This window comes from Paenibacillus sp. B-A-8, from assembly GCF_048572915.1.
Lineage (GTDB): Bacteria > Bacillota > Bacilli > Paenibacillales > Paenibacillaceae > Paenibacillus_AQ.
On sequence record NZ_CP183882.1, the window covers coordinates 3,865,843 to 3,885,508 of the forward strand.

Genomic DNA, 19,666 nt, shown 5'->3' on the forward strand with positions numbered 1-19,666 from the left:
TCTCCATAGGACGGTAAGCGTTTATACGAGAAATCTAAGAATAAAGTATAGTGTAAAACGTATACTTTATTATATTTTTAAAACACGTATAAATATATATTTTAACACACTTTAGCGCAACACTGAATTAAAAGTTCGTTGAGTGAGCCGTTAAAACATACAGAACCCCTTCATTTAGCATTTTTTTTGAAAAAAACACGACTTTTCACCTTAATAGGCGCATCTAATAATCCCTCAATTATTTCATTAATGACATCCGCCAACTTCCCCTTGGGCTTGAATGGATCTTGTTGAAAAGGAAGTCCATAAACTTTGGCTGTCCCAATAGCGCTTTGTAGCAGCTGTGTAGAGGAGTGTTCAGCGAGCGGTAATCCCACTCTCCAATTCGGTTCAGCCTGTATTCCCTTTCGCCTAATCCATAGAAGCAACTCTTCGATTCTCCAATCTGCACCTGAGGCAATTAAAAGCGGAAGATCGCTATGTTTAAACTCTTCAAGAGCCCCTCCATATTCGCCAGTGCCCAGGTCCAACACCACAAATTGATAGTTTCCACTCAGTAGATCAGCCATTTCCCTGTCAACAGAACGATTCCAATAATGTACTCCTTTCCATGAAAAAGCAGATTGTTCGTCAGTATATGGGACAGTTGCAATCTGTGCATATAACAAACTACGAATGCGATCAAAAATCGATGAATTCATAGAACAATCAACCCATGCAGTAGACCCCTTCTGTGCAAGTAAGCTACTCACAGCAAATGAAGTATGTGTTGTTCCAAGACCTGAAGCTACTCCGAGTAAAGCGATAACGATCGATTTTCCCTTTTCTAGCGGAAACGGGACTACTGCTGTTAGATCATTTTCACGGTCCATTTCGGATTCCACACGATCTAACGCCTTAAGAACTGCTCCTGCATTCTGATATCGCTCCTCTGGGAGATGTCTTAATAAGCGTCTTATGATTGGAATAATGCCTGCTGGCATGTAATTATATAGCCGATCCTCCATCCCGTACTCCCAATGGCTACATTGCCCTCCAGTTGCCATATAGAGAATTAATGCTCCGAGCCCGTATAAATCGGATACCGGCTGACTTTGCCCGCTTCCATATTGCTCAGGTGCCGCGAAGCCAACTGTACCAAGCTTAACCGTATCTTCGGAGATACCGTGCTTGTAGCTTCGAGCGACCCCAAAGTCAATTAACATCAGTTCTTTTTGCAGCGTCAACATGATATTTGAAGGCTTGAGATCACGATAAATAATCGGTGGATGATGATCATGTAGGTACTGAAGAACCTCTAATAGCTGTCTAGCCACTTTAACGATGAAGTTACATGGCAAAGGTCCGGGATTGTCCTTCATTAACTGATTTAAGCTCACGCCTTCAATATAGTCCATGATTAAATAGGAATACCCTTCTCGATCTGGAAGATAGAAATCGACAATCCGAGGCAGACGTGGGTGGTCTAGAGTGATTAACATATCGGCTTCTGCTTGGATATCAGAATGAAGCTCATCTAAGCACAAGCTTTCTTTTACAGCCCATCGTTTACCCTTTAGGCGCAAATCATCCGCAAGATAAACAATACTCATCCCACCTGATCCAATCAGATCCGTAATTCTGTATCTGTCATTAATAACCTGTCCAATCTTAAGCTTTGTCTCAAAATACAATTTAAATCCCCCTTTTTCGTAAAAAAAAGAGAAAGCTTCCGCCATTAACGTCTTACCGCAAAATACGGTCACGTTAATAACGGGATGCTTTCCCTTAGAAATTTAGAATTTTGTTTGATTTAGTACTTAATCATATAAAGCGTAATTTCATCACGATTATGGAATAGCTGCTTGGCACGCTGAATCTGCATCCGCTCTCCTTCAAACATCGCAATAATTTCCTTGATCATCGCTAGCGGCTTCTTATGCATCAGTTTTACGGTCACAATAGCTGTCCCACCCGGCGACAGGCTGTGTAGCAGCCCAGTTACAAGCTTCGCCATCAGCTTAGGACTCCAGCTCATATCGCAAACGAGCAGATCAAATTCATTATCGCGGAATTTCACTTCTCCAGCGTTTTTACGAAGGATCTTCAAACCCGGATAATTACGTAGGGATTCATGCATTAATGCAGGGTCAACCGCCGTAACCTTCATTCCACGTTCCAGCAAGAAAGAAGTCCACCCTCCTGGAGAAGCGCCAATATCTAACGCATTACGGAAGCTGTAAAAAGGGATATCAAACTCCTTCTCAGCTTCCATAAGCTTGAACTTAGCGCGTGAGATTTGTCCATCTTCCTTACGAAAACGGATGGCGCCGCCATTCCAGCTAGATAAATTCGCTTCTGGTCTGGATACACCTGCATATAAGGCATTCCCGTCAGCGTAGACAGAAATGACCCAGGCTGGATCTTGCACTGTAAATTCTGCGCCTAAGCTCTGCAACTGCTCTTGGAGCCATTCACGAAGTTCTCCCGGACTGTCCTGCCAGAAGGAAGGATCCCCCTTACGAACGTTCAGGGATACTTTCTCCCCTTCCAGCTCGCTGCGTCGACTTAAATAGACTGCCAAACGCTGTAGTGCCTCCATGGTTCCTTCATCCTGAAACTCAACAGGCTGTATATGACGCAGGAAAATAGGCAGGTTCTGAGTGAGTAGGCGCGTTACTTCCTCCGGTTCACATTGCAATGTAGCCAAAAAGATTTCTCCCGGCAACAGCAAAGTACTCTTCACAGCACCGAATAAACGGCGAAGCTCTTCTTGCGCATAAGGCGCAAAGCCGTGATTAGCTGTACAAATATATCGGGAATACACTACTTCTTCCGGAGCGATGGTCTGCTCTTCGGTATCTTGTCTAAAATCGTTCAAATCGTTTTGCCTCCAGGTCTAATTTTAATCCAGGGACGACCGCTATCCCATTCAACATCAACAGGAATATCATAAGTGGCCAAGATCATTTCTTTCGTTAATACTTCTTCTTTCAGTCCAGATCCAGCTAGCTTACCCTCACGAATTAATGCAACATGCGTGAAAAGCGGGACAATTTCTTCCACATGGTGAGTTACGTACACTACAGAAACATTACGCTGTCTCAGCTTATCTATTTCAGCCAGCATTTTTTCCCTTTCATATAGATCAAGGCCCGCACAAGGCTCGTCCATAATTAATAGCTTAGGGTCAGCCATAAGACATCTTGCCAGCATGGCTTTTTTACGTTCTCCCTGTGACAAGGTCCCAAAGGGATGAAATGCCATATTGCCTAGATTCATATCTTCAAGCATACTGATTGCTTTCTCTTTTACTTCGGTAGGGATCGTCTCGTAAAAACGCAAATAAGCGTAAGCCCCTGTAGCTACGACCTCCCACACCGGATCATTTAAAGACATCTTTTCCATCAAGGAAGGACCGATATAACCAATTTCTTTACGAACCTCACGTACATCACATTGCCCATATTTATAACCCAGCACTTCTACAGTCCCTTTGCTAGGAAACAGGTAACCTGTCACAATCTCTAGAATTGTTGTTTTACCAGAACCGTTCCGGCCCAAAATGACCCAGTTCTCACCTTCCTTAACTTCTAGCGACACATCATCCAAGATTAAGCTTTCTTCCCTACGAAGAGATAAATGTTGTAATGAAATGATTATGATATAACACCCCTTATGTATTCCAGCACCCGCTCAACTGAAACCATTGAATAATAAATATTCGGATCATCTGTCCGGTCTGCAGAAACCACTAGTAGCGCAGGTACGCTGGTTATACGATAATGTCTTACAAGATTGGGGAGCATATTCACATTGCCTGCAACCATCTGGAGTTCAGGGGGTAAAAGATGGGCCGCCACTTCTAACATTCGTTCAGCAGCCTTACAAGTACCGCACAATGGAGTGTGTAAAAATACTACAAGTGGTTCTCCAGCGCTCTTGAGCGCGTCCAGTAATTCTACTTCCTGCATTTCCTTCATTTCAATTCCGTCTCCTTGGAGATATCACGAAGCTTATCAGAACTTAGGGGGCCATTTACCAAAAGCATCCCCTCAGGTTTTGCCGTGTATAAGATCTCAAACATTTCTCTTCGCCCCCATAGACTGGAAGTGTGCAAATAAATTTCTCGGGGATATAGTCCTTCCAGTACGATCCGTCTAGCAACTTCTCCACCCGAATAATCATCCGGCCCCATATCGTAATCCAGTGATAAAATATCCACCTCACACTCACGCAGCATCAGAAGACATTCTTCCGTCGTACGAGCCAGAGCGAACCCTTTCGGTACCTTTCGAAGATCATCCATATAGATATGAATCACAATTACGCCTCCGCTTCAAACCAACCACGCACAGTAGCAATTTCTTTTCGATGACTGCCATCCGCACCCTTCTCAGTTTCCATGACAACAGCTGAGCTTCGTAAAAGCTCGGAGGACAATAAGCTTTTCAGCCCTTGCTCTCCAATATGTCCTTGTCCGATTCCAGCATGCCTGTCACGTCTTGAGTCGAAAGGAAACTTAGAATCATTTAAATGAACCGCAACAAGATGTGGCCAAAATCCGAGTTGCTCTCCTCGTTCAAGGAAGTCTTCCGTTCGCTCAGGGTTCCAGATACCGGCTGCGTAAGCGTGACAGGTGTCCAAACAGAATCCTATGTTCTCCGGAAATTGGCTGAGCTCTCGAACTTTCACGAGTTCTTCAAGTGTAATTCCTTCCGTTCCATGGTTGCCTGCTTGATTCTCAATTAGGAGCTTAGCACGGCCATCCCAGGACTGCAGCACTTCATTCATACATTGTATAATATTTTGATAGCCTTGTAACGGCTCCATTCCACCAAAATGTCCAAAATGTACAACGATGCCTAATGAACCACAAGCTTCTGCAATCTCCAAATCATTTAAGAGAGAAGCTACATAAACCTTTCGCGGAGTAACATCCTCTATACCAGCCGCCATGTTAATCCCATAAGGTGTGTGCGCAATCGAATCGATCCCTTTTTCCTGACAATAGTGCGCACAATCCCTCGTATCTCGGACATCCACCTGTTTAAGTTTCAAACTACGCGGATTTTTAGGAAAATATTGAAAACATGTTGCACCGCTCTCCCAAGCAAATCGGGCAGCTCTCCCATATCCACCGCGAATGCTAACATGAGCCCCTATTTTGGGACTATTCTTCATACTGACAGTCTGGGCAATAAAATACTTTGCGTCCAGTCTGCTCTGTTTTAATAATGGTTCCCCCATCACGAAGGCAAGGTTCGCCTTCACGATCATACACTTTACATTGATTATTATATGATCCTGTAACTGTATCCCCAGTCATAAAAGGCATTTCCATGTACCCACCAATTTCAGTAGCCTCAGTCAGTACTTTTTGGATGCTCTCATAAAGGCGGGCTATAGAATCCGATGTTAAATTCTGAACTTGTGCAGAAGGTAAAAGTCTAGCTTCGAAAGCAATCTCATCGGCATAGCAATTTCCGACTCCAGCCATCACATGCTGATTTACCAGCAGGCTTTTGAGCGCACCTCGCCGTCCCTTTAATAGTCCTGTGAATCGTTCCAGTGTCATTCGACGATCCAACAGCTCAGGTCCAAGCTTACCCATTGTGGCTTCGCTTTCCTTAACGGACAGCAAATGCAGATACCCTAAGCGAAGTCCTATGAAGTAAAGGATATGATCACCAAATGCGATTTCAACCTGTGTGTTTCGATCCGGACGTTCTTCCTCTGTACCATAAAAAAGCAGTCCACCTAGCATCAAATGTAAAAGTAGTCTTCGTCCATCATGAAGGTGAAACAAAATATACTTGGCACGCCGCTCAACAAAAACAACACGTGCGCCGATCAATGCTTTTCTAAAAGCGTCTGTTTCCATGTTAATTGACTTTTCTCTGTTCACGATCACATCAGATATTGGCACATTTATAATATGCTGACTTAGCAGCTTTCTATAATTCTCCATTTCCGGCAGTTCCGGCATAGCTCATCGTCCCCTCTAAGTTGGTGAAGTAATAAGATCCTAGCTATTATACACCGAGAAACGTTTTAAGTTCAGTTAAATCGGCACAAATTTCATCCGGTGAGATCCCGGTAAGATTTTTATAGTGGTCAAGATTGTCGGCATTTGTTAATCCTGTAAATACAAGAACTGTCCTACAGCCCGCATTTACTCCAGCAGCTATATCAGTTCGCATATTATCACCGACAACCACTGCATGTTCAGGCTCGATACCAAGAAGATCTGTCGCGAATTTGATTAGATGAGATTCCGGCTTGCCAATTACTACCGGACTCACACCGCTAGCAGCCTCAATGGCTGCACCAATGGTACCTGCCCCCGGCATGACGCCATCATCTGATGGCAGCATTAAATCCGGGTTGGTGAGTACAAACTTTGCGCCTCCCAGAATCCAACGCGAAGCTTGTGAGAGCGACGTATAGTTGAAGGAACGATCAATACCTTGCAGTACATAGTCAGGTGAGTCTGTCACGATGCGAAGCCCCGCTTCGTTACAGGCCTCACGCAAACCCTCTTCTCCAAGTATCGCCACTGCAGCCCCAGGTGATTCCTCAGCTATGTAACGCGCGGCCGCCATTGATGAGGTACATACCTCCTCAGCTTTCGCATCGATTCCCATTCCACATAAGTGAGCAGCCACATTAGCCGCTGTGCGCGATGAATTGTTGGTAACAAATAGAAAAGGAATGCCTGCGTCACGTAATCCTTTAATCAGTAAATCAGCACCGGGAATCATTTTATGCCCATGATATAACGTACCGTCAAGATCAATCAATAACCCTTTAATCTGTTCCATTATAAATCCCTCTATTTCCATAAGAAATTTAATTAATGTGGTAAATAAATAATGATATTAATAGACGATAAACCTAAGCCCAGCTTGAATTTGGAATGGTTCAATATCCTTTGGGTTTGGTCGTATTGCCCGCTGGTATTCGGCAAGATTTCCTGCCATTCGTACGTCTTCCACGCTGTGATCACTTTAAATCTAACACACTTCGTCGAAAGAAATCGAACGAGAGTCTCAGCCAGCATTTTTTAGCATAGGACTGTCATTTCCTGCGCTTTCCCGGAAAATAATCATTTCCCCAATTGCCCGTTTTGTCTTCGATAAATTGGATATGTGCTGAATTCTTCAGCTAACAATGTCTCTGGAAAAACGAGCTCAGCTTCTTCCAGCAAAGGAATCAACTCCTCAGACGAGCTGTACCGAGAGCTGAAATGAGTGAGCAATAGTTGACCTGCATTGGCTTCCTTTGCTAGCTCTGCAGCTTGACGTGCTGTACTGTGATGGTACTGATAAGCCATTTCTGCCAGATCATGCCCAAAGGTTGCTTCATGAACGATAAGGTCTGCATCAAGTGAGAGTTCTAAAGCTCCAGAACAAGGTCTTGTGTCACCTAAGATCGTAATAATACGCCCTCTTTTAGGCTCTCTGACAACATCAGCCGCGCAGATACGAATACCTTCGTCCGTTATAACATCTTCACCTTTTTTTAATTTTCCATATATCGGTCCAGGTTTCAAACCATAACTCTTAAGTAATTCCGTATTGAGGCTCCCAGGACTATCCTTTTCCGTTACCCGGTAACCATAGCTGTCAATACGATGCTCTAATAATGCCGCCTCCACTTTAAAGCCATCATCCTCGAATACCGTTCCTCCGGTATGCTCGACAATCTCAATTTTGTATGGAATACGAGATTGACTCACAGCTAAGGATATATCTAAGTATGCTTTCAATCCAGGTGGTCCGTAAACCGTTAACGGCGAGGTCCCTCCCTGATAACCACGACTCGATAACAAACCTGGAAGGCCAAATAGATGATCTCCGTGCAAGTGAGTAATAAATAGCTTTTCCAGTTTTCCTAGGCGAATCGGTGAACGAAGAACCTGATGCTGAGTTCCTTCTCCGCAATCGAACATCCAAATACTACGGCGTTCTTCCAGTAGTCTTAATGCAATCGACGTTACATTGCGCTGCAGAGTCGGTACCCCTGCATTCGTACCCAAAAAATATAATTCCATCCTTTTTCCTCCCCTCTTCTTATTGGCTGAACCCTCTCTTGTCTATTCTAAACGTCCTTCTTCCAGCAAAAAACCCCCCAGTTACGGGAGGTTCCGCTGATAGGGATACAATCCCCTTACAGACCGGGTGAATAAATGACAGAATTACAGCTTCTCTACATTAAAATACTGCGCTTCTGGATGGGCGAATACCATTGCCGACACAGAAGCCTCGGGTTCCATCATAAAGCCTTCTGTAAGGTGGACACCGATATCTTCGGGGGATAATAGCTTAAAGAGTGGTCCCTGATCTTCCAGATCCGGACATGCAGGATAACCAAAGGATACACGAATCCCTTGATACCTTGCTCCATGTCTTTGCTTCATGGTCATATCCGCAGGATCTGGGAAGCCCCATGTATCACGCATCATGTGATGAACACGCTCCGCTAGTCCTTCCGCTACTTCAAGTGCAACAGACTGCAAGGCATGTGAGCGTAGATAATCACCATTCTCCTTAAGTGCTGTAGAGAGCTCACGAACACCGTGTCCCGCAGTCACCACGAGGAATCCAACATAGTCCATAATCCCACTGTCGACCGACTTCAAAAAGTCCGCTAGACAGAGATAAGGCTCAACACCTTGTCTTGGGAAAGTAAAAGTATGCAGAATCTCGGCCGTATTCTGTGGATTATACACGATGATATTGTTACCACTTGATTGTGCCGGGAAGAATTGATACATCGCATGTGGAGTAATCGTACCTTCCAGCATTGCTTGATGTAGAATATCATCTACAGTACCTTTCAACTCAACAGTCCGCTCGTCACCAGCAGCTAACTGCGCCTCTACAGAACCACGTAGACCCAGATGATGACCGAGCAACATTTGCATATTCACATAAGGGATAATATGCCCCAATGGATAATTACGAATTACATGACGCTCTAAGTCTGGCGGAACAAATACAGGTGCATCTGGTGAAATTTTGGAGCGAACTGCTCTAGTTAACTTAGGAAGCTCTTGTTTAGGAGCAACTGCTACTGCAGATTCCGCTTCTACTCGAATTTCCTCGGCAATTTTCTCCCGTTCAACAGGGTTCATAAGCCGATTAGCAATATCTAGGCCATCCATAGCATCCTTAGCATACAGTACTAAACCATCATACTCCGGACGTATACGTGTTTTGGTGAACTTTCGCGTCAGGGCAGCACCGCCTACCATAATAGGTACATCAATCCCAGCCGTACGTAAGTCTTGTGCCGTCAGCACCATCTGCTGTGCCGATTTTACGAGTAACCCAGACAATCCAATCGCGTCAGCTTTTTCACGACGAAACGCTTCGATAATGGACTCAGGTGGTACTTTTATACCCAAATTAATGATCTGATAACCATTATTCGATAAGATGATCTCCACTAAGTTCTTGCCTATATCATGTACGTCGCCCTTTACAGTAGCAAGCATGATCTTACCTTTTACCGATGTCTCATCCTTCTTCATAAACTGTTCCAAATGACCAACTGAAGCCTTCATTACTTCAGCACTTTGCAGCACCTCAGCAACAATCAGTTCATTGTTATTAAACAACCGTCCAACCTCTGACATCCCAGCCATTAGCGGTCCATTGATGATTTCCAAAGGTCCTGATTTAGTAAGCGCCTCATTAAGGTCAGGAATGAGACCTTCTTTAGTACCCTCAACCACATAAGAAGCCAGACGCTCTTCTAGCGAAAGATTAGAAATTTTCTCTTTTTTCTCAACCTTCTTTCCTCGGAAGGCGGCTACAAAAGCAGCAAGTGTGTCGTCATTCGTATTATAAATCAATTCTTCAGCAAGACGACGGTCTTCAGCAGGGATAGAAGCATAACGCTCTACCTTCTCGGTGTTTACGATCGCATAATCCAAACCGGCCTTAGTGCACTCATAAAGGAATACTGAGTTCAACACTTCACGTCCTGCTTCCGGTAATCCAAAAGAAACATTGCTGATCCCCAAGATCGTGTGAACACCTGGAAGGGCTTCTTTGATCAACCGAATTCCATCAATGGTTTCTTTGGCAGAGCCAATATATTGTTCGTCTCCGGTTCCTACAGGGAATACCAACGTGTCGAAAATAAGATCTTCTCCAGCTAATCCGTATTTATTCACAAGTAAGTCGTAGGAGCGTTTAGCCACTTCCAGTTTGTCTGTAGCCTTGATTGCTTGTCCTGTCTCATCAATCGTTCCTACAACGATAGCTGCACCATACTTATGAATCAAAGGAGTAACCAGCTCGAATTTTTCTTCACCATCTTCAAGGTTAATGGAGTTAATTATAGCCTTACCTTGACAGTACTGTAGTGCCAGATCAATAACCTTAGGATCGGTAGTATCGATCATTAGAGGAACTTTAACCTTCTTTACAACTAATTCTAAAAAAAGTTTAATATCTTCAATCTCATCACGGTCCGGATCTTGCACGCAGACGTCAATGACTTGTGCACCGCTCTTCACCTGTGCACGGGCAATTTCTGAAGCTTCCTCATATTTGCCTTCGACGATTAGACGTTTAAATTTACGCGAACCTAATACATTCGTACGTTCACCCACCATGTATGGTCGGTTGTCGTTCTCGATATAGATAGGCTCAATACCTGAAAGTGCCGGTGGATGATTCCCTGTAAGCGGTCGTGGAGGAAATTGTGAGAGTGCCTCCGACATAGCACGGATATGTTCCGGTGTCGTTCCGCAGCAACCCCCTGCAATGTTAAGCCATCCTTTTTCTGCAAACGCAGCAATTTTACGCGCAAGAGAATCAGGAGATTCATGATAATGTCCATTCTCGTCTGGCAACCCAGCGTTCGGATAACAACTCACAGCCGCTGAAGAGATTGCAGAAAGCGAACGAATATGATCCCGCATGAACTCAGGGCCAGTCGCACAGTTCAGACCAATAGAGACAGGCTTGAGATGTTCTAAAGAAATATAGAAGGCTTCGATGTTCTGACCGGCAAGCGTGGTACCCATCGGCTCTATCGTCCCCGAAATCATTACTGGCAATTTGATGCCTGTCTTCTCAAACGCATTACGTATGCCTATACTTCCAGCCTTCACGTTCAAAGTATCCTGAGAGGTCTCTAGCAGTAACGCATCCACTTGACCATCAATCAATGCGACTGCCTGTTCCTCGTAGCTATCAACGAGCTCTTGGAAAGTGACTCCTCCTGTAACAGAGAGCGTCTTTGTTGTAGGCCCCATTGCGCCTACGACATATCGAGGACGATCAGGTGTATCATATTTATCAACGGCATTGCGAGCTAGCTTCGCTGCAACCAGATTAATTTCGCGTGCCCGTTGCGGAATATCATATTCGGCAAGTACAACAGACGTTGCACCAAAGGTATTCGTTTCTATGAGGTCAGCACCTGCTTCGAGATACTGCTCATGAATCGTCTGAATCACTTCTGGACGGGTTAATACTAGCATTTCATTACAACCGTCCAATTCTTCCCCACCAAAATCCTCACCTGTCAGAGGCACCTGTTGGATCATTGTGCCCATTGCACCGTCTAGAATTAATATTCTTTGTTGTAAGCTTTCCTCAAGTGTATATTTAGCCAACGTATAGTCCCCCCAGTAAAACATTAGAGTAAGTTTAGCAGAATAAAGGAATTTCGGAAAGCCTTCCTTTCCACTCTGCATTATCTGTAATTATAGGATATCATTACTATTCTTTTAATTATGGTTTCACAGAGAGTTCCTTATTAGGCATAGAATGCTGAGTTCTAGCAGTTACGTGTGATGTAACAATATATTGTCCTTCTATCTCAAGTGTTCCTTCTGCTTGATAGACTCCATCACCAACTAGCTTCCCTTTAAGTTCAATTTTCTGTTCATTATCATTTTTACTCACAATTTCGAATAGAACCTCTTTCGCATCATCCACCGCCAAGTTATCTTGCGTCACCACAGCCTCAAAGGTCACCTTCTGATTTACAACAACCTCTTCAGGACTCCAATGTAACTCAACTTTGATAGGTTCCATAGACATGTCCATGTTCATGTTCATATTATGTATTCCAGAATGTTTGGTTTGGTCTGATGAACATCCTCCCAGAACTAAAAGTGTTGCACCTAATAATAAAGGAACGATTGTTCTTGAAATCTTCATATAGAGTCCTCCCAGCCGATTTGAGTACTAAGAATCTACCAATTCATGTTATACATTCTCCATCTATTATACACATTATTATTGGTTTTTCAGTATTTCATATCAATTCAGCTTAACTCTTGTGACTAAAATCATATACTAGATAATTTCATCAATTTTAAAAAGCAATATGTAGATATAAAGAAAGACAGTAAGCCTCCTAGTAACCCAGGAACCTACTGCCTTCTTAAGGCTCAATGATTCAAAGCCTCTTACTCTACTTTATAAAGATTGGACTAATGAAAGAAGCTCTCCAAGATGTTTGATTTCATAATCCGGCTGAATTTCCGGATCCGGCTGTTTGCCTTTTCTATTAATCCAAACCGTAGTCAAACCTGTTGCCAACCCACCACGAATATCCGTTGTAAGCTTATCACCGACCATAACCCCTTGCTCAGGTGCAATATCTAGAAGCTCTAGAGCATGCAGAAAAATATCCTTATCCGGCTTTCCTTTGCCGAAGCTTCCGGAAATTACGATATGATCAAAGAAAGGAACGATTTCAGGTACACCATCTAGTTTCTCTTGTTGCAATGCAGGGCATCCGTTAGTCAAAAGCAATAACTTCACTTTTCCCTTCAGTTCTTCGAGCACCTGAATTGTTTCTTCATAGATGTAAGGCCGATTTCTACGCTCTGCTGCAAATTTGGCTGCTAATGTCTCAGCAAGAACTTCGTCCTCTACACCAAGTGCTGCAAGACCACGACGCCACGCCTCTTTACGGTATCCCGGTGCAAGCTGCTCCAATTGACGGAATTCCGGTTGTTCACCTGCAGTAAAGTTCCCCCAAAGTGCTTCAAACGGATTAATCCCAATCATTTTTGTAAATGGGTTCGTTTCGTATGATTCATATAGTGCTATGGCTTCTTTACGCACCGCAAGTTCCAGTTCTTGTGGATCAATCGTATCCCCAGCGGCTTCACATGCAGAACGAAATGCTTCATTGACGCTCCGATCATCCCAGAGCAGTGTATCATCAAGGTCAAATAGTACAGCGGAAATTGGCATTACAGGTCTCCCTCTCCCATGGCTGGTTAATTTCTATTCGTGAACTACTTCAATTTGGTGAGCTTTTGCGAATGCTTCCAGTCGAGTCCCCATCGCAGTTGTATCATAACGATTCATAAGTCTGGTAAAAATCCATTTCGTGCGTTTGCCTTTATGCTTAATAACAACAGCTCCACGCGAAAGGATAATTTTCTCAATATCAGAAGCTGGTAAATAGCGTTCGCGATTGAATTTTATAGTGGATAGTCTAGCATTCTCCACCTTCAAATACGGACGTCGGAAAAACAGAAGTGCTGCTAGTAAGTAGTACAAAACGACTCCTAGCCAATTCATCAGCATACCATTGCCTTTGGCCTGATCTACCGAACCAATCATCCAAAACATAGTACCAAGCACTAATAACACTACTGGAAATGCAATGTTACGGCCTTTAAAGGTTTCACTGTTCTTGCCAGGAGATTTGGATTTTGATGCGTAAATCGTTTCCTTCCCCTGTTTCTTTCTTTGCTTGTTAATTTGCTGTGTGTTACGTTGAACCATTCTTTCCCAAGAACGGGCCATATGCGTTCCCCCTAGTCATCCAGTAGTATCTATGAAAAGGAACAGGGTGTTAATGCTTAAGCCCCTTGTTACCTTGTTCATGCTCATCATTATCGACCAATTCAATCGTATTCAATTGTGCTCGGAAGTTATTGCGAATATTCCCCAAATAGATTTCACGAAGCTTGGCGCGTTCCGCCGTTTCCTCTTGATTAAGGCCTACGCTCTTCTGTTTGCGTGCCAATTCGTTAATACGCGCGACCAACTCATCAATGTTCAAAACTTTCCCTCCCCATATAAATTAATTCTAACTCTGCCATGAGAAAAAGAGCTTGTCAAGGTTTACTCCCTGCAAGCTCTTTATGTCCTTCTATTATGTTCTTAGAATATTAATAAATAGGTAAACTGAGAATATCTCCAGCATTAATCTGACTGCCTTTAATGCCATTAGATTTTTTAATTCCTTCTATATATACAGCCGTCTTCATATCCGATGGTTTATTCTCAAGAGCAATACTCCAAAGTGTATCTCCGCGTTCAACCACTACGCGCTTCTCATCCTTCATTAAAGTAGTAGATCCTGCAAATACATTACCTACTACTGTGAGTCCTGATAGTACGAGCACAATGATCAATGTAAGTTTAATAACAAAATCTCTCCGGAACAAACGCATCAATCCTTCAAGCAAAAGCGCTGTAATCTCTTTAATCTGAGCTGAATAACGGGTAACAGGATTATGTCCTAAAGATTCAACCACGGGGGCTTTATCGTAGATGCTACGGTATGTACTGTATTTTAACATGAATATCATCCTCCAAACACTTGTTCTTACTTTTGAAATTATAATAACACGAACATGTGTTTTGTTCAATACTATTTCAGAACAATTGTTCTCTTTTTTTGAAAAGAGTAAATCACCCTATCATCTATAAAAAGAATCCAGCTGATCATTGTTTTAAAGTTCGCTTTATCAATACGAGACTACCATTTATTAACTCTTTCGAATTAATATTTATAATAGTTAGAACTTATGTTTGTGCGAACGGTAGTTCTATGTTATAATTTTCCCAAACATTACTATATGGGGTTGATTCCAATGTCAAAGATTTCAAGTCGCCAGCTGGCGATCCTGGAATTTATACGTAGCGAAGTCCGCAGCAAGGGTTATCCTCCTTCCGTTCGGGAGATTGGAGAAGCTGTTGGTCTTGCTTCCAGCTCCACAGTTCACGGTCATTTGGATCGGCTAGAGAAGAAGGGACTTATCCGTCGAGATCCAACGAAGCCTCGTGCAATAGAATTGCTTGGCCAAGAGGATTCCGAGAATGTCCATCATTTCGCACAAACCGTCGCACGCATTCCTGTCGTAGGTAAGGTTACCGCCGGGGTTCCTATCACTGCTACTGAGAATATTGAAGACTACTTCCCGCTTCCAACTCACTATGTTGGAGATAACAAAGTATTTATGTTATCGGTTCAAGGTGACAGTATGGTCGAAGCTGGGATAATGAATGGTGACTATGTTATTGTCCGTCAACAACAGACAGCTGATAACGGAGATATCGTTGTAGCTATGACCGAAGAAGATGAAGCTACCGTTAAGACCTTTTATAAAGAACGTGATCATATACGTCTTCAGCCGGAGAATCCGGCGTACGAGCCTCTTCGCCTTAATCGCGTGACCATTCTCGGCAGAGTTATCGGATTATTTCGAGATATCCACTAAGTATGCACTCCTACCAAGCCAAAACGGATACCGTCCATTAAAGGACGGTATCCGTTTCTACGAGAAGCATAATGATACTGTTTTCTGTAATATCAAAGGCTGTTCCACAAATGTGGAACAGCCTTTTTTTGTTTTCTAACTCAAATTATCCATACTAGAACACGCGTTCGCATACGCTAAAATGGCCATTTTCTATTAATAACCGTTTAGGCTTTCTGCTCATATCCTATTAGAAAGGAGTGTTGCGCAATGCCAAATTACCGAATTATTGTAGATCTGACCCAGCGTATGCTGTATCTTCTTGATAACAACATTGTGATCAGAGGTTTCCCCGTCGGAATCGGTAAAATGTTAACCCAATCACCCTTGGGTGACTTCACTATTATTAACAAAGAACCCGATCCAGGTGGTCCATTTGGGGTCTTTTGGATGGGTCTATCTAAGCCTCACTATGGAATACATGGAAATAATGATCCCTCCTCGATAGGTCACGAAGTTTCCCACGGTTGTATTCGGATGTACAATGAGGATGTGCTAGCACTAGCTGCGATTGTTCCGATTGGAACTCAAGTAACGATCAGGAATTAAATCTATCCATAAATAAACACACTTCACTCATGGTTCAATGAATGGGGTGTGTTTGTATTTAAGTATTTTTGATGGCGTAATAGGAATTATGTGGTTATATGTCGAATAATGTTAACAGGTTTTCAAATAGAAAGGAAGTGTCTGGTTTTGAACAACTCCAAAATAAGAACCCTCGTCGATTTTAAAGTCGATGCACTTGTTAAACTCTCAGGATTATTGTTAAATAACGATCAAGCTAGTGGAAAAAAAGTAAATCTACTCACCTCATTCGGCAGTATTCAAGGGACCATCTCCCCTTCCACCTCCAATAAAGAGGATGTTTTTGACTTTAAATCTCTAATGGATGATGTCATTGTAGATGAATACATATCTTATTTAGGTGCGGAACATCCCGATAAAAATTTCAGCTATAACTTTGTAGTCCTCAATGATGTTTCTGTAAGACCCTATGCTAACTATGAATCATCGATCGAATACAAGCAGCTAATTGTGTATACCGATCAAATTACGGCTTTCAATTTCTTATAATTTTGACATATTTACATTAATAACTCTCATCTAAGCACTCAGTAACTGCCCTAGCATGCATTAAAGGCGGATCTCAGGGTGCTTTTTTTTGCTAATGCTGTAATTGTTCCTATATTTCAACGAATTTCACTTTTAGCAGATACTAGTCGAGAAGATTAAGGCATATCTTTCATTAAGTAATAAATCTTGCTCTGCTGAGATAACTAGGAGGTGTGATTCCATGCTGATTTTCTTGATATACATATTTGGTATTATAGGAGTTGTCTTAATTCTTAGTGCCGGTTTTCTAGAATTGAAAAAGCTATCTACTTCTTCAGATCTTTCAAAGCTGTTAAACGCAATCTCATCCTTTAACATCATATTCACCAAAACGTTCATTCCACCCAATCAATCTCACTTGATCGCCCTTAACGAATCCTATAAGAAAATAGCCATAGGCAGTAGCGATCCGAAAACACGTAAAAAAGCTATAGCAAAGCTGTATTCCTTCGATAATGTAATGGGATCAGAGATTGTTGTTAATGCACTAACCCTTTCAAAAGTATCCAAAAGACAACAAAGCAGCAAAGCAACCGCTTCAAGTGCGAATATTAATGTGCTTAATAGCGCTGACGAAGAGGCTAGTGTTATTGAGGAACTTACGCTTAAAATATATATGAACAGCAGTGAAATGCCTGTGTATAGTATCTCCTTCTTGCCAGGCTTATTGCCAATTAAACAATCCGACAATCAGTATAAAGAAGCTTACTCCCAAGTACAGCAGTTGCATGCATTTTTCAGGACGATCGTATCCGAATAATTATCTGATTTTTTCCGCAATAAGATGTGTGAAAATCGCTATGTCTTTATATGGTGATTCACTGCCTAATTTAAGCTCCAGCTCCACCATGTGTTTATTCCAATCTTCATCCATTTTCACTTCATTGTCTGCTATGTATCCATAGATATTATGTATTCCGTAAGTCCATCTAATCTCGTATCCGCAATTCTCAAGCCATTCCGCCAATTGATCATTCGTATAGATCGTAATTTCTGTTTGAATAATGCCACTATATTCTCGCATATTCCCAATGCTATCTAGAGCTCCCTGAGGATCTTTATTCATAATGGCTTTCTTCATCACCTTGGCCACAGGATTATGAGCGATCAGAGAGAGCATTCCTTTTGCAGATTGTTTTTTACTAATGTCCATTAACATTTCTTTGGGATGTTCAAGATATTCAAGCACGTTGTGGCAAAATATCCAGTCATAACGCTCCGCCAACACATCTGAATCCTGTAGCGTAGTTACGCTATAAGAAATACTGAGACCTTCTTTCATCGCAGACTCTTGAGCCTTCGCTATCATCTCCGTCGTCGGATCTATTCCGGTTACTCTGTACCCCTTTCTGGCAAATTCATGACTAGTTATCCCAAACCCACAGCCGATATCTAAAATCGATGGCTTCTTTTCTAAAAGGATGTGATTTTCAATTTGATGCCAGGCGGTCAGGTAGAACAATCTCCCCCAAGGCATTTGGATATAATTCGAATAGGAACGCATCGATGTTGCAAAAGCTTCAGTTGTTGGTAACATTACTCCACTACCTCTTTCCTCTCAATTAATATCTCTATTTCCAACAGATGAAATCTACAAGCTCACAAGCTACAAAAAAACGGTCCTCTTTGAGGCCGTTTTACTGTTTTTAAAAACCATCAACGTATTTCTATTTCTACATCAACAGAACATCTATCTTTTTATTAGAATTGCACGCTAAACCCATTAAACCGATGAATCCCCGTACCATGTGCGACAAGTCCCTGTTCACGCAAAGCACGAACCGCCTGCTTTACTTCATGCAAAATAGATGGATCTAAACCTAACGTATTATGAGAGCCGAATACTTGGGTCACCTTTGCAATGTGCGCAATCTTTTCTAAAGAAGCCACTAAATCTTCCGGACTAGTCGAAGGATAAAATGCATAAACAGGTGTAACATCATACAATAAATCCCCTGTAAACAGATACCCTTTGGCATGATCAAAGACGCTTATATGGCCTGGTGAATGACCCGGTGTGTGGTAAATTTCTAATTTACGCCCTCCTATGTCAAGCACATCTCCCTCTTGCAATAGAGCTGTCGGTTTACCTTGAAATGGCGTGTATGTACTAGGATCAAAGGATTCAGGTGGAGTTAGCGTAAGGTCTCTGCTCATATCTTTTCTGATCTGGGCAAGGGACAAGCCTTGTATTCCATTCATCAGCCAATCCTCATCCTCTTTATGAACATAGATCGTATCGAATTGTCCATGACTGCCTATATGATCTGCATGCACATGTGTGGTGATAACAGCAATAGGTAAATCCGTTAACTGATCTGTGATTCTTTTTATATTACCGATGCCTAATCCTGTATCAATCAATACAGCTTGTTCTTTTCCTAACAGCAAAAACGAATGCACCTTTTCCCAATGACCATATTCACTTATCGCATACGTTGTCGGGTCAATTTCCGTAACTGTGAACCATCGATCTTCCATCAAGAGCGATCCTCCATTCCGTTCCATTTCTCTCGGACCTGTTCTTCACCTTTATAATAGTCCGCCTGCTCATCCGCTTGATAGATCTCTTGATATGGGAGAATGTTAATTTTACCTGAGTCAGGATATTCGCAAACATCTATGCCCTGATTTGATCGAAGATCAAGATACCTACAAGGTGCCTCCGTATGATTATAAAGTTGATGCACACCTTCCGGTCCCATTTCAAAAAAAATCACATCGCCTTCACTAACCTCAGTAAAACCCTCTGGAGTTCTTAACATTGCTTTTCCTGCTAAGATCACAAATATCTCTTCAGCATTTCTATGAAAATGATAAGGAAAGGAATATTTATCTGGATCTAGCGATCTAATGTCGAAAACAAGATGTTTAGAATTAGCAACCTCAGCCAGCCTCTCACTTGTATGCCAAGCAAACTCAGGGATCGGAGATAACTTTTGTTTAAAAGAAACTGTATTTTCATTAAAAATTTTCACCATTATTAAGCCCCCTTATCCTCAAAAACTGTGCATACCATATCATTTGATTGGA

At 42.4% G+C, this 19,666-nt stretch carries 22 protein-coding genes; 4 read left to right on the plus strand and 18 right to left on the minus strand.

Annotated features, from left to right (window positions below; genetic code table 11):
* Positions 1 to 170 precede the first annotated feature (170 nt).
* The 15 genes from ACN6MV_RS17290 to ACN6MV_RS17360 form a co-directional block, all read right to left on the minus strand.
* The gene (locus ACN6MV_RS17290) at positions 171 to 1,673 is read right to left on the minus strand and encodes a serine/threonine protein kinase (protein ID WP_339286803.1); all 1,503 of its coding nucleotides are present in this window, start codon (positions 1,671 to 1,673) and stop codon (positions 171 to 173) included.
* 119 nt (positions 1,674 to 1,792) lie between these two features.
* On the minus strand, positions 1,793 to 2,860 hold the full coding sequence (locus ACN6MV_RS17295) for an SAM-dependent methyltransferase (protein WP_042128309.1): 1,068 nt from the start codon (positions 2,858 to 2,860) through the stop codon (positions 1,793 to 1,795).
* Positions 2,857 to 3,639 (minus strand): ABC transporter ATP-binding protein, encoded by a 783-nt coding sequence (locus ACN6MV_RS17300; RefSeq protein ID WP_042128310.1) that lies wholly within the window; start codon positions 3,637 to 3,639, stop codon positions 2,857 to 2,859. Before ACN6MV_RS17300 ends, ACN6MV_RS17295 begins: the two co-directional genes overlap by 4 nt.
* Positions 3,639 to 3,962 (minus strand): thioredoxin family protein, encoded by a 324-nt coding sequence (locus ACN6MV_RS17305; RefSeq protein ID WP_042128312.1) that lies wholly within the window; start codon positions 3,960 to 3,962, stop codon positions 3,639 to 3,641. The genes ACN6MV_RS17300 and ACN6MV_RS17305 overlap by 1 nt, the downstream gene beginning before the upstream one ends.
* On the minus strand, positions 3,959 to 4,303 hold the full coding sequence (locus ACN6MV_RS17310) for a cyclic-phosphate processing receiver domain-containing protein (protein ID WP_076118716.1): 345 nt from the start codon (positions 4,301 to 4,303) through the stop codon (positions 3,959 to 3,961). The genes ACN6MV_RS17305 and ACN6MV_RS17310 overlap by 4 nt, the downstream gene beginning before the upstream one ends.
* A 2-nt stretch (positions 4,304 to 4,305) precedes the next feature.
* On the minus strand, positions 4,306 to 5,163 hold the full coding sequence (locus ACN6MV_RS17315; protein WP_042128316.1) for a deoxyribonuclease IV: 858 nt from the start codon (positions 5,161 to 5,163) through the stop codon (positions 4,306 to 4,308).
* Positions 5,153 to 5,968 carry an Fpg/Nei family DNA glycosylase gene (locus ACN6MV_RS17320; RefSeq protein WP_419884489.1) on the minus strand — a complete coding sequence of 272 codons (816 nt, stop codon included), beginning with the start codon at positions 5,966 to 5,968 and terminating at the stop codon, positions 5,153 to 5,155. Before ACN6MV_RS17320 ends, ACN6MV_RS17315 begins: the two co-directional genes overlap by 11 nt.
* A gap of 46 nt (positions 5,969 to 6,014) precedes the next feature.
* Positions 6,015 to 6,803, minus strand: coding sequence for an HAD-IIA family hydrolase (locus ACN6MV_RS17325; RefSeq protein ID WP_375103091.1), 789 nt, complete (start codon positions 6,801 to 6,803; stop codon positions 6,015 to 6,017).
* A gap of 284 nt (positions 6,804 to 7,087) precedes the next feature.
* A complete protein-coding gene (gene rnz, locus ACN6MV_RS17330) occupies positions 7,088 to 8,035 on the minus strand; it encodes a ribonuclease Z (RefSeq protein WP_042128323.1) in 948 nt (315 codons plus the stop codon).
* Positions 8,036 to 8,179: 144 nt separating this feature from the next.
* The gene (metH, locus tag ACN6MV_RS17335) at positions 8,180 to 11,557 is read right to left on the minus strand and encodes a methionine synthase (protein ID WP_419886772.1); all 3,378 of its coding nucleotides are present in this window, start codon (positions 11,555 to 11,557) and stop codon (positions 8,180 to 8,182) included.
* Positions 11,558 to 11,735: 178 nt separating this feature from the next.
* Positions 11,736 to 12,167, minus strand: coding sequence for a FixH family protein (locus ACN6MV_RS17340; protein WP_419884490.1), 432 nt, complete (start codon positions 12,165 to 12,167; stop codon positions 11,736 to 11,738).
* Positions 12,168 to 12,428: 261 nt separating this feature from the next.
* Entirely contained in the window at positions 12,429 to 13,214 is a 786-nt protein-coding gene (locus tag ACN6MV_RS17345) for an HAD family hydrolase (protein WP_042128330.1), read from the minus strand.
* Between the two features lie 33 nt (positions 13,215 to 13,247).
* Positions 13,248 to 13,775, minus strand: a complete 528-nt coding sequence (locus ACN6MV_RS17350; protein ID WP_042128332.1) for a hypothetical protein — start codon at positions 13,773 to 13,775, stop codon at positions 13,248 to 13,250.
* A gap of 49 nt (positions 13,776 to 13,824) precedes the next feature.
* Entirely contained in the window at positions 13,825 to 14,034 is a 210-nt protein-coding gene (locus tag ACN6MV_RS17355) for a DUF896 domain-containing protein (protein ID WP_042128334.1), read from the minus strand.
* Between the two features lie 109 nt (positions 14,035 to 14,143).
* Entirely contained in the window at positions 14,144 to 14,557 is a 414-nt protein-coding gene (locus tag ACN6MV_RS17360) for a LysM peptidoglycan-binding domain-containing protein (protein WP_042128336.1), read from the minus strand.
* A gap of 294 nt (positions 14,558 to 14,851) precedes the next feature.
* Between ACN6MV_RS17360 and lexA the strand changes: the two genes are divergently transcribed.
* The 4 genes from lexA to ACN6MV_RS17380 all read left to right on the plus strand — a co-directional run bounded on the left by lexA (position 14,852) and on the right by ACN6MV_RS17380 (position 17,393).
* Positions 14,852 to 15,478: a transcriptional repressor LexA gene (gene lexA, locus ACN6MV_RS17365; RefSeq protein WP_042188849.1), complete on the plus strand. Its 627-nt coding sequence runs from the start codon at positions 14,852 to 14,854 to the stop codon at positions 15,476 to 15,478.
* Positions 15,479 to 15,727: 249 nt separating this feature from the next.
* The gene (locus ACN6MV_RS17370; RefSeq protein ID WP_076118728.1) at positions 15,728 to 16,066 is read left to right on the plus strand and encodes a L,D-transpeptidase; all 339 of its coding nucleotides are present in this window, start codon (positions 15,728 to 15,730) and stop codon (positions 16,064 to 16,066) included.
* 147 nt (positions 16,067 to 16,213) lie between these two features.
* On the plus strand, positions 16,214 to 16,594 hold the full coding sequence (locus ACN6MV_RS17375) for a hypothetical protein (protein WP_419884491.1): 381 nt from the start codon (positions 16,214 to 16,216) through the stop codon (positions 16,592 to 16,594).
* 220 nt (positions 16,595 to 16,814) lie between these two features.
* Positions 16,815 to 17,393 carry a hypothetical protein gene (locus ACN6MV_RS17380; protein ID WP_419884492.1) on the plus strand — a complete coding sequence of 193 codons (579 nt, stop codon included), beginning with the start codon at positions 16,815 to 16,817 and terminating at the stop codon, positions 17,391 to 17,393.
* Here ACN6MV_RS17380 and ACN6MV_RS17385 read toward each other — a convergent pair whose 3' ends face one another.
* From ACN6MV_RS17385 to ACN6MV_RS17395, 3 genes are all read right to left on the minus strand, one after another.
* Positions 17,394 to 18,170 (minus strand): class I SAM-dependent methyltransferase, encoded by a 777-nt coding sequence (locus ACN6MV_RS17385; RefSeq protein WP_419884493.1) that lies wholly within the window; start codon positions 18,168 to 18,170, stop codon positions 17,394 to 17,396. It abuts the gene before it with no gap.
* A 164-nt stretch (positions 18,171 to 18,334) separates the two neighbouring features.
* A complete protein-coding gene (locus ACN6MV_RS17390) occupies positions 18,335 to 19,114 on the minus strand; it encodes an MBL fold metallo-hydrolase (RefSeq protein ID WP_419886773.1) in 780 nt (259 codons plus the stop codon).
* The gene (locus tag ACN6MV_RS17395) at positions 19,114 to 19,614 is read right to left on the minus strand and encodes a cupin domain-containing protein (RefSeq protein WP_419884494.1); all 501 of its coding nucleotides are present in this window, start codon (positions 19,612 to 19,614) and stop codon (positions 19,114 to 19,116) included. The genes ACN6MV_RS17390 and ACN6MV_RS17395 overlap by 1 nt, the downstream gene beginning before the upstream one ends.
* Positions 19,615 to 19,666 lie beyond the last annotated feature (52 nt).

What these genes read in the sequence shown, in the direction of transcription:
- ACN6MV_RS17385 (WP_419884493.1), bottom strand. Translation starts at nt 18,170, where the DNA reads ATGTTACCAACAACTGAAGCTTTTGCAACATCGATGCGTTCCTATTCG.
- ACN6MV_RS17325 (WP_375103091.1), bottom strand. Translation starts at nt 6,803, where the DNA reads ATGGAACAGATTAAAGGGTTATTGATTGATCTTGACGGTACGTTATAT.
- ACN6MV_RS17345 (WP_042128330.1), bottom strand. Translation starts at nt 13,214, where the DNA reads ATGCCAATTTCCGCTGTACTATTTGACCTTGATGATACACTGCTCTGG.
- ACN6MV_RS17395 (WP_419884494.1), bottom strand. Translation starts at nt 19,614, where the DNA reads ATGGTGAAAATTTTTAATGAAAATACAGTTTCTTTTAAACAAAAGTTA.
- metH (WP_419886772.1), bottom strand. Translation starts at nt 11,557, where the DNA reads ATGGGCACAATGATCCAACAGGTGCCTCTGACAGGTGAGGATTTTGGT.
- rnz (WP_042128323.1), bottom strand. Translation starts at nt 8,035, where the DNA reads ATGGAATTATATTTTTTGGGTACGAATGCAGGGGTACCGACTCTGCAG.
- ACN6MV_RS17320 (WP_419884489.1), bottom strand. Translation starts at nt 5,968, where the DNA reads ATGCCGGAACTGCCGGAAATGGAGAATTATAGAAAGCTGCTAAGTCAG.
- ACN6MV_RS17360 (WP_042128336.1), bottom strand. Translation starts at nt 14,557, where the DNA reads ATGTTAAAATACAGTACATACCGTAGCATCTACGATAAAGCCCCCGTG.
- ACN6MV_RS17340 (WP_419884490.1), bottom strand. Translation starts at nt 12,167, where the DNA reads ATGAAGATTTCAAGAACAATCGTTCCTTTATTATTAGGTGCAACACTT.
- ACN6MV_RS17370 (WP_076118728.1), top strand. Translation starts at nt 15,728, where the DNA reads ATGCCAAATTACCGAATTATTGTAGATCTGACCCAGCGTATGCTGTAT.
- lexA (WP_042188849.1), top strand. Translation starts at nt 14,852, where the DNA reads ATGTCAAAGATTTCAAGTCGCCAGCTGGCGATCCTGGAATTTATACGT.
- ACN6MV_RS17305 (WP_042128312.1), bottom strand. Translation starts at nt 3,962, where the DNA reads ATGAAGGAAATGCAGGAAGTAGAATTACTGGACGCGCTCAAGAGCGCT.
- ACN6MV_RS17350 (WP_042128332.1), bottom strand. Translation starts at nt 13,775, where the DNA reads ATGGCCCGTTCTTGGGAAAGAATGGTTCAACGTAACACACAGCAAATT.
- ACN6MV_RS17390 (WP_419886773.1), bottom strand. Translation starts at nt 19,114, where the DNA reads ATGGAAGATCGATGGTTCACAGTTACGGAAATTGACCCGACAACGTAT.
- ACN6MV_RS17315 (WP_042128316.1), bottom strand. Translation starts at nt 5,163, where the DNA reads ATGAAGAATAGTCCCAAAATAGGGGCTCATGTTAGCATTCGCGGTGGA.
- ACN6MV_RS17380 (WP_419884492.1), top strand. Translation starts at nt 16,815, where the DNA reads ATGCTGATTTTCTTGATATACATATTTGGTATTATAGGAGTTGTCTTA.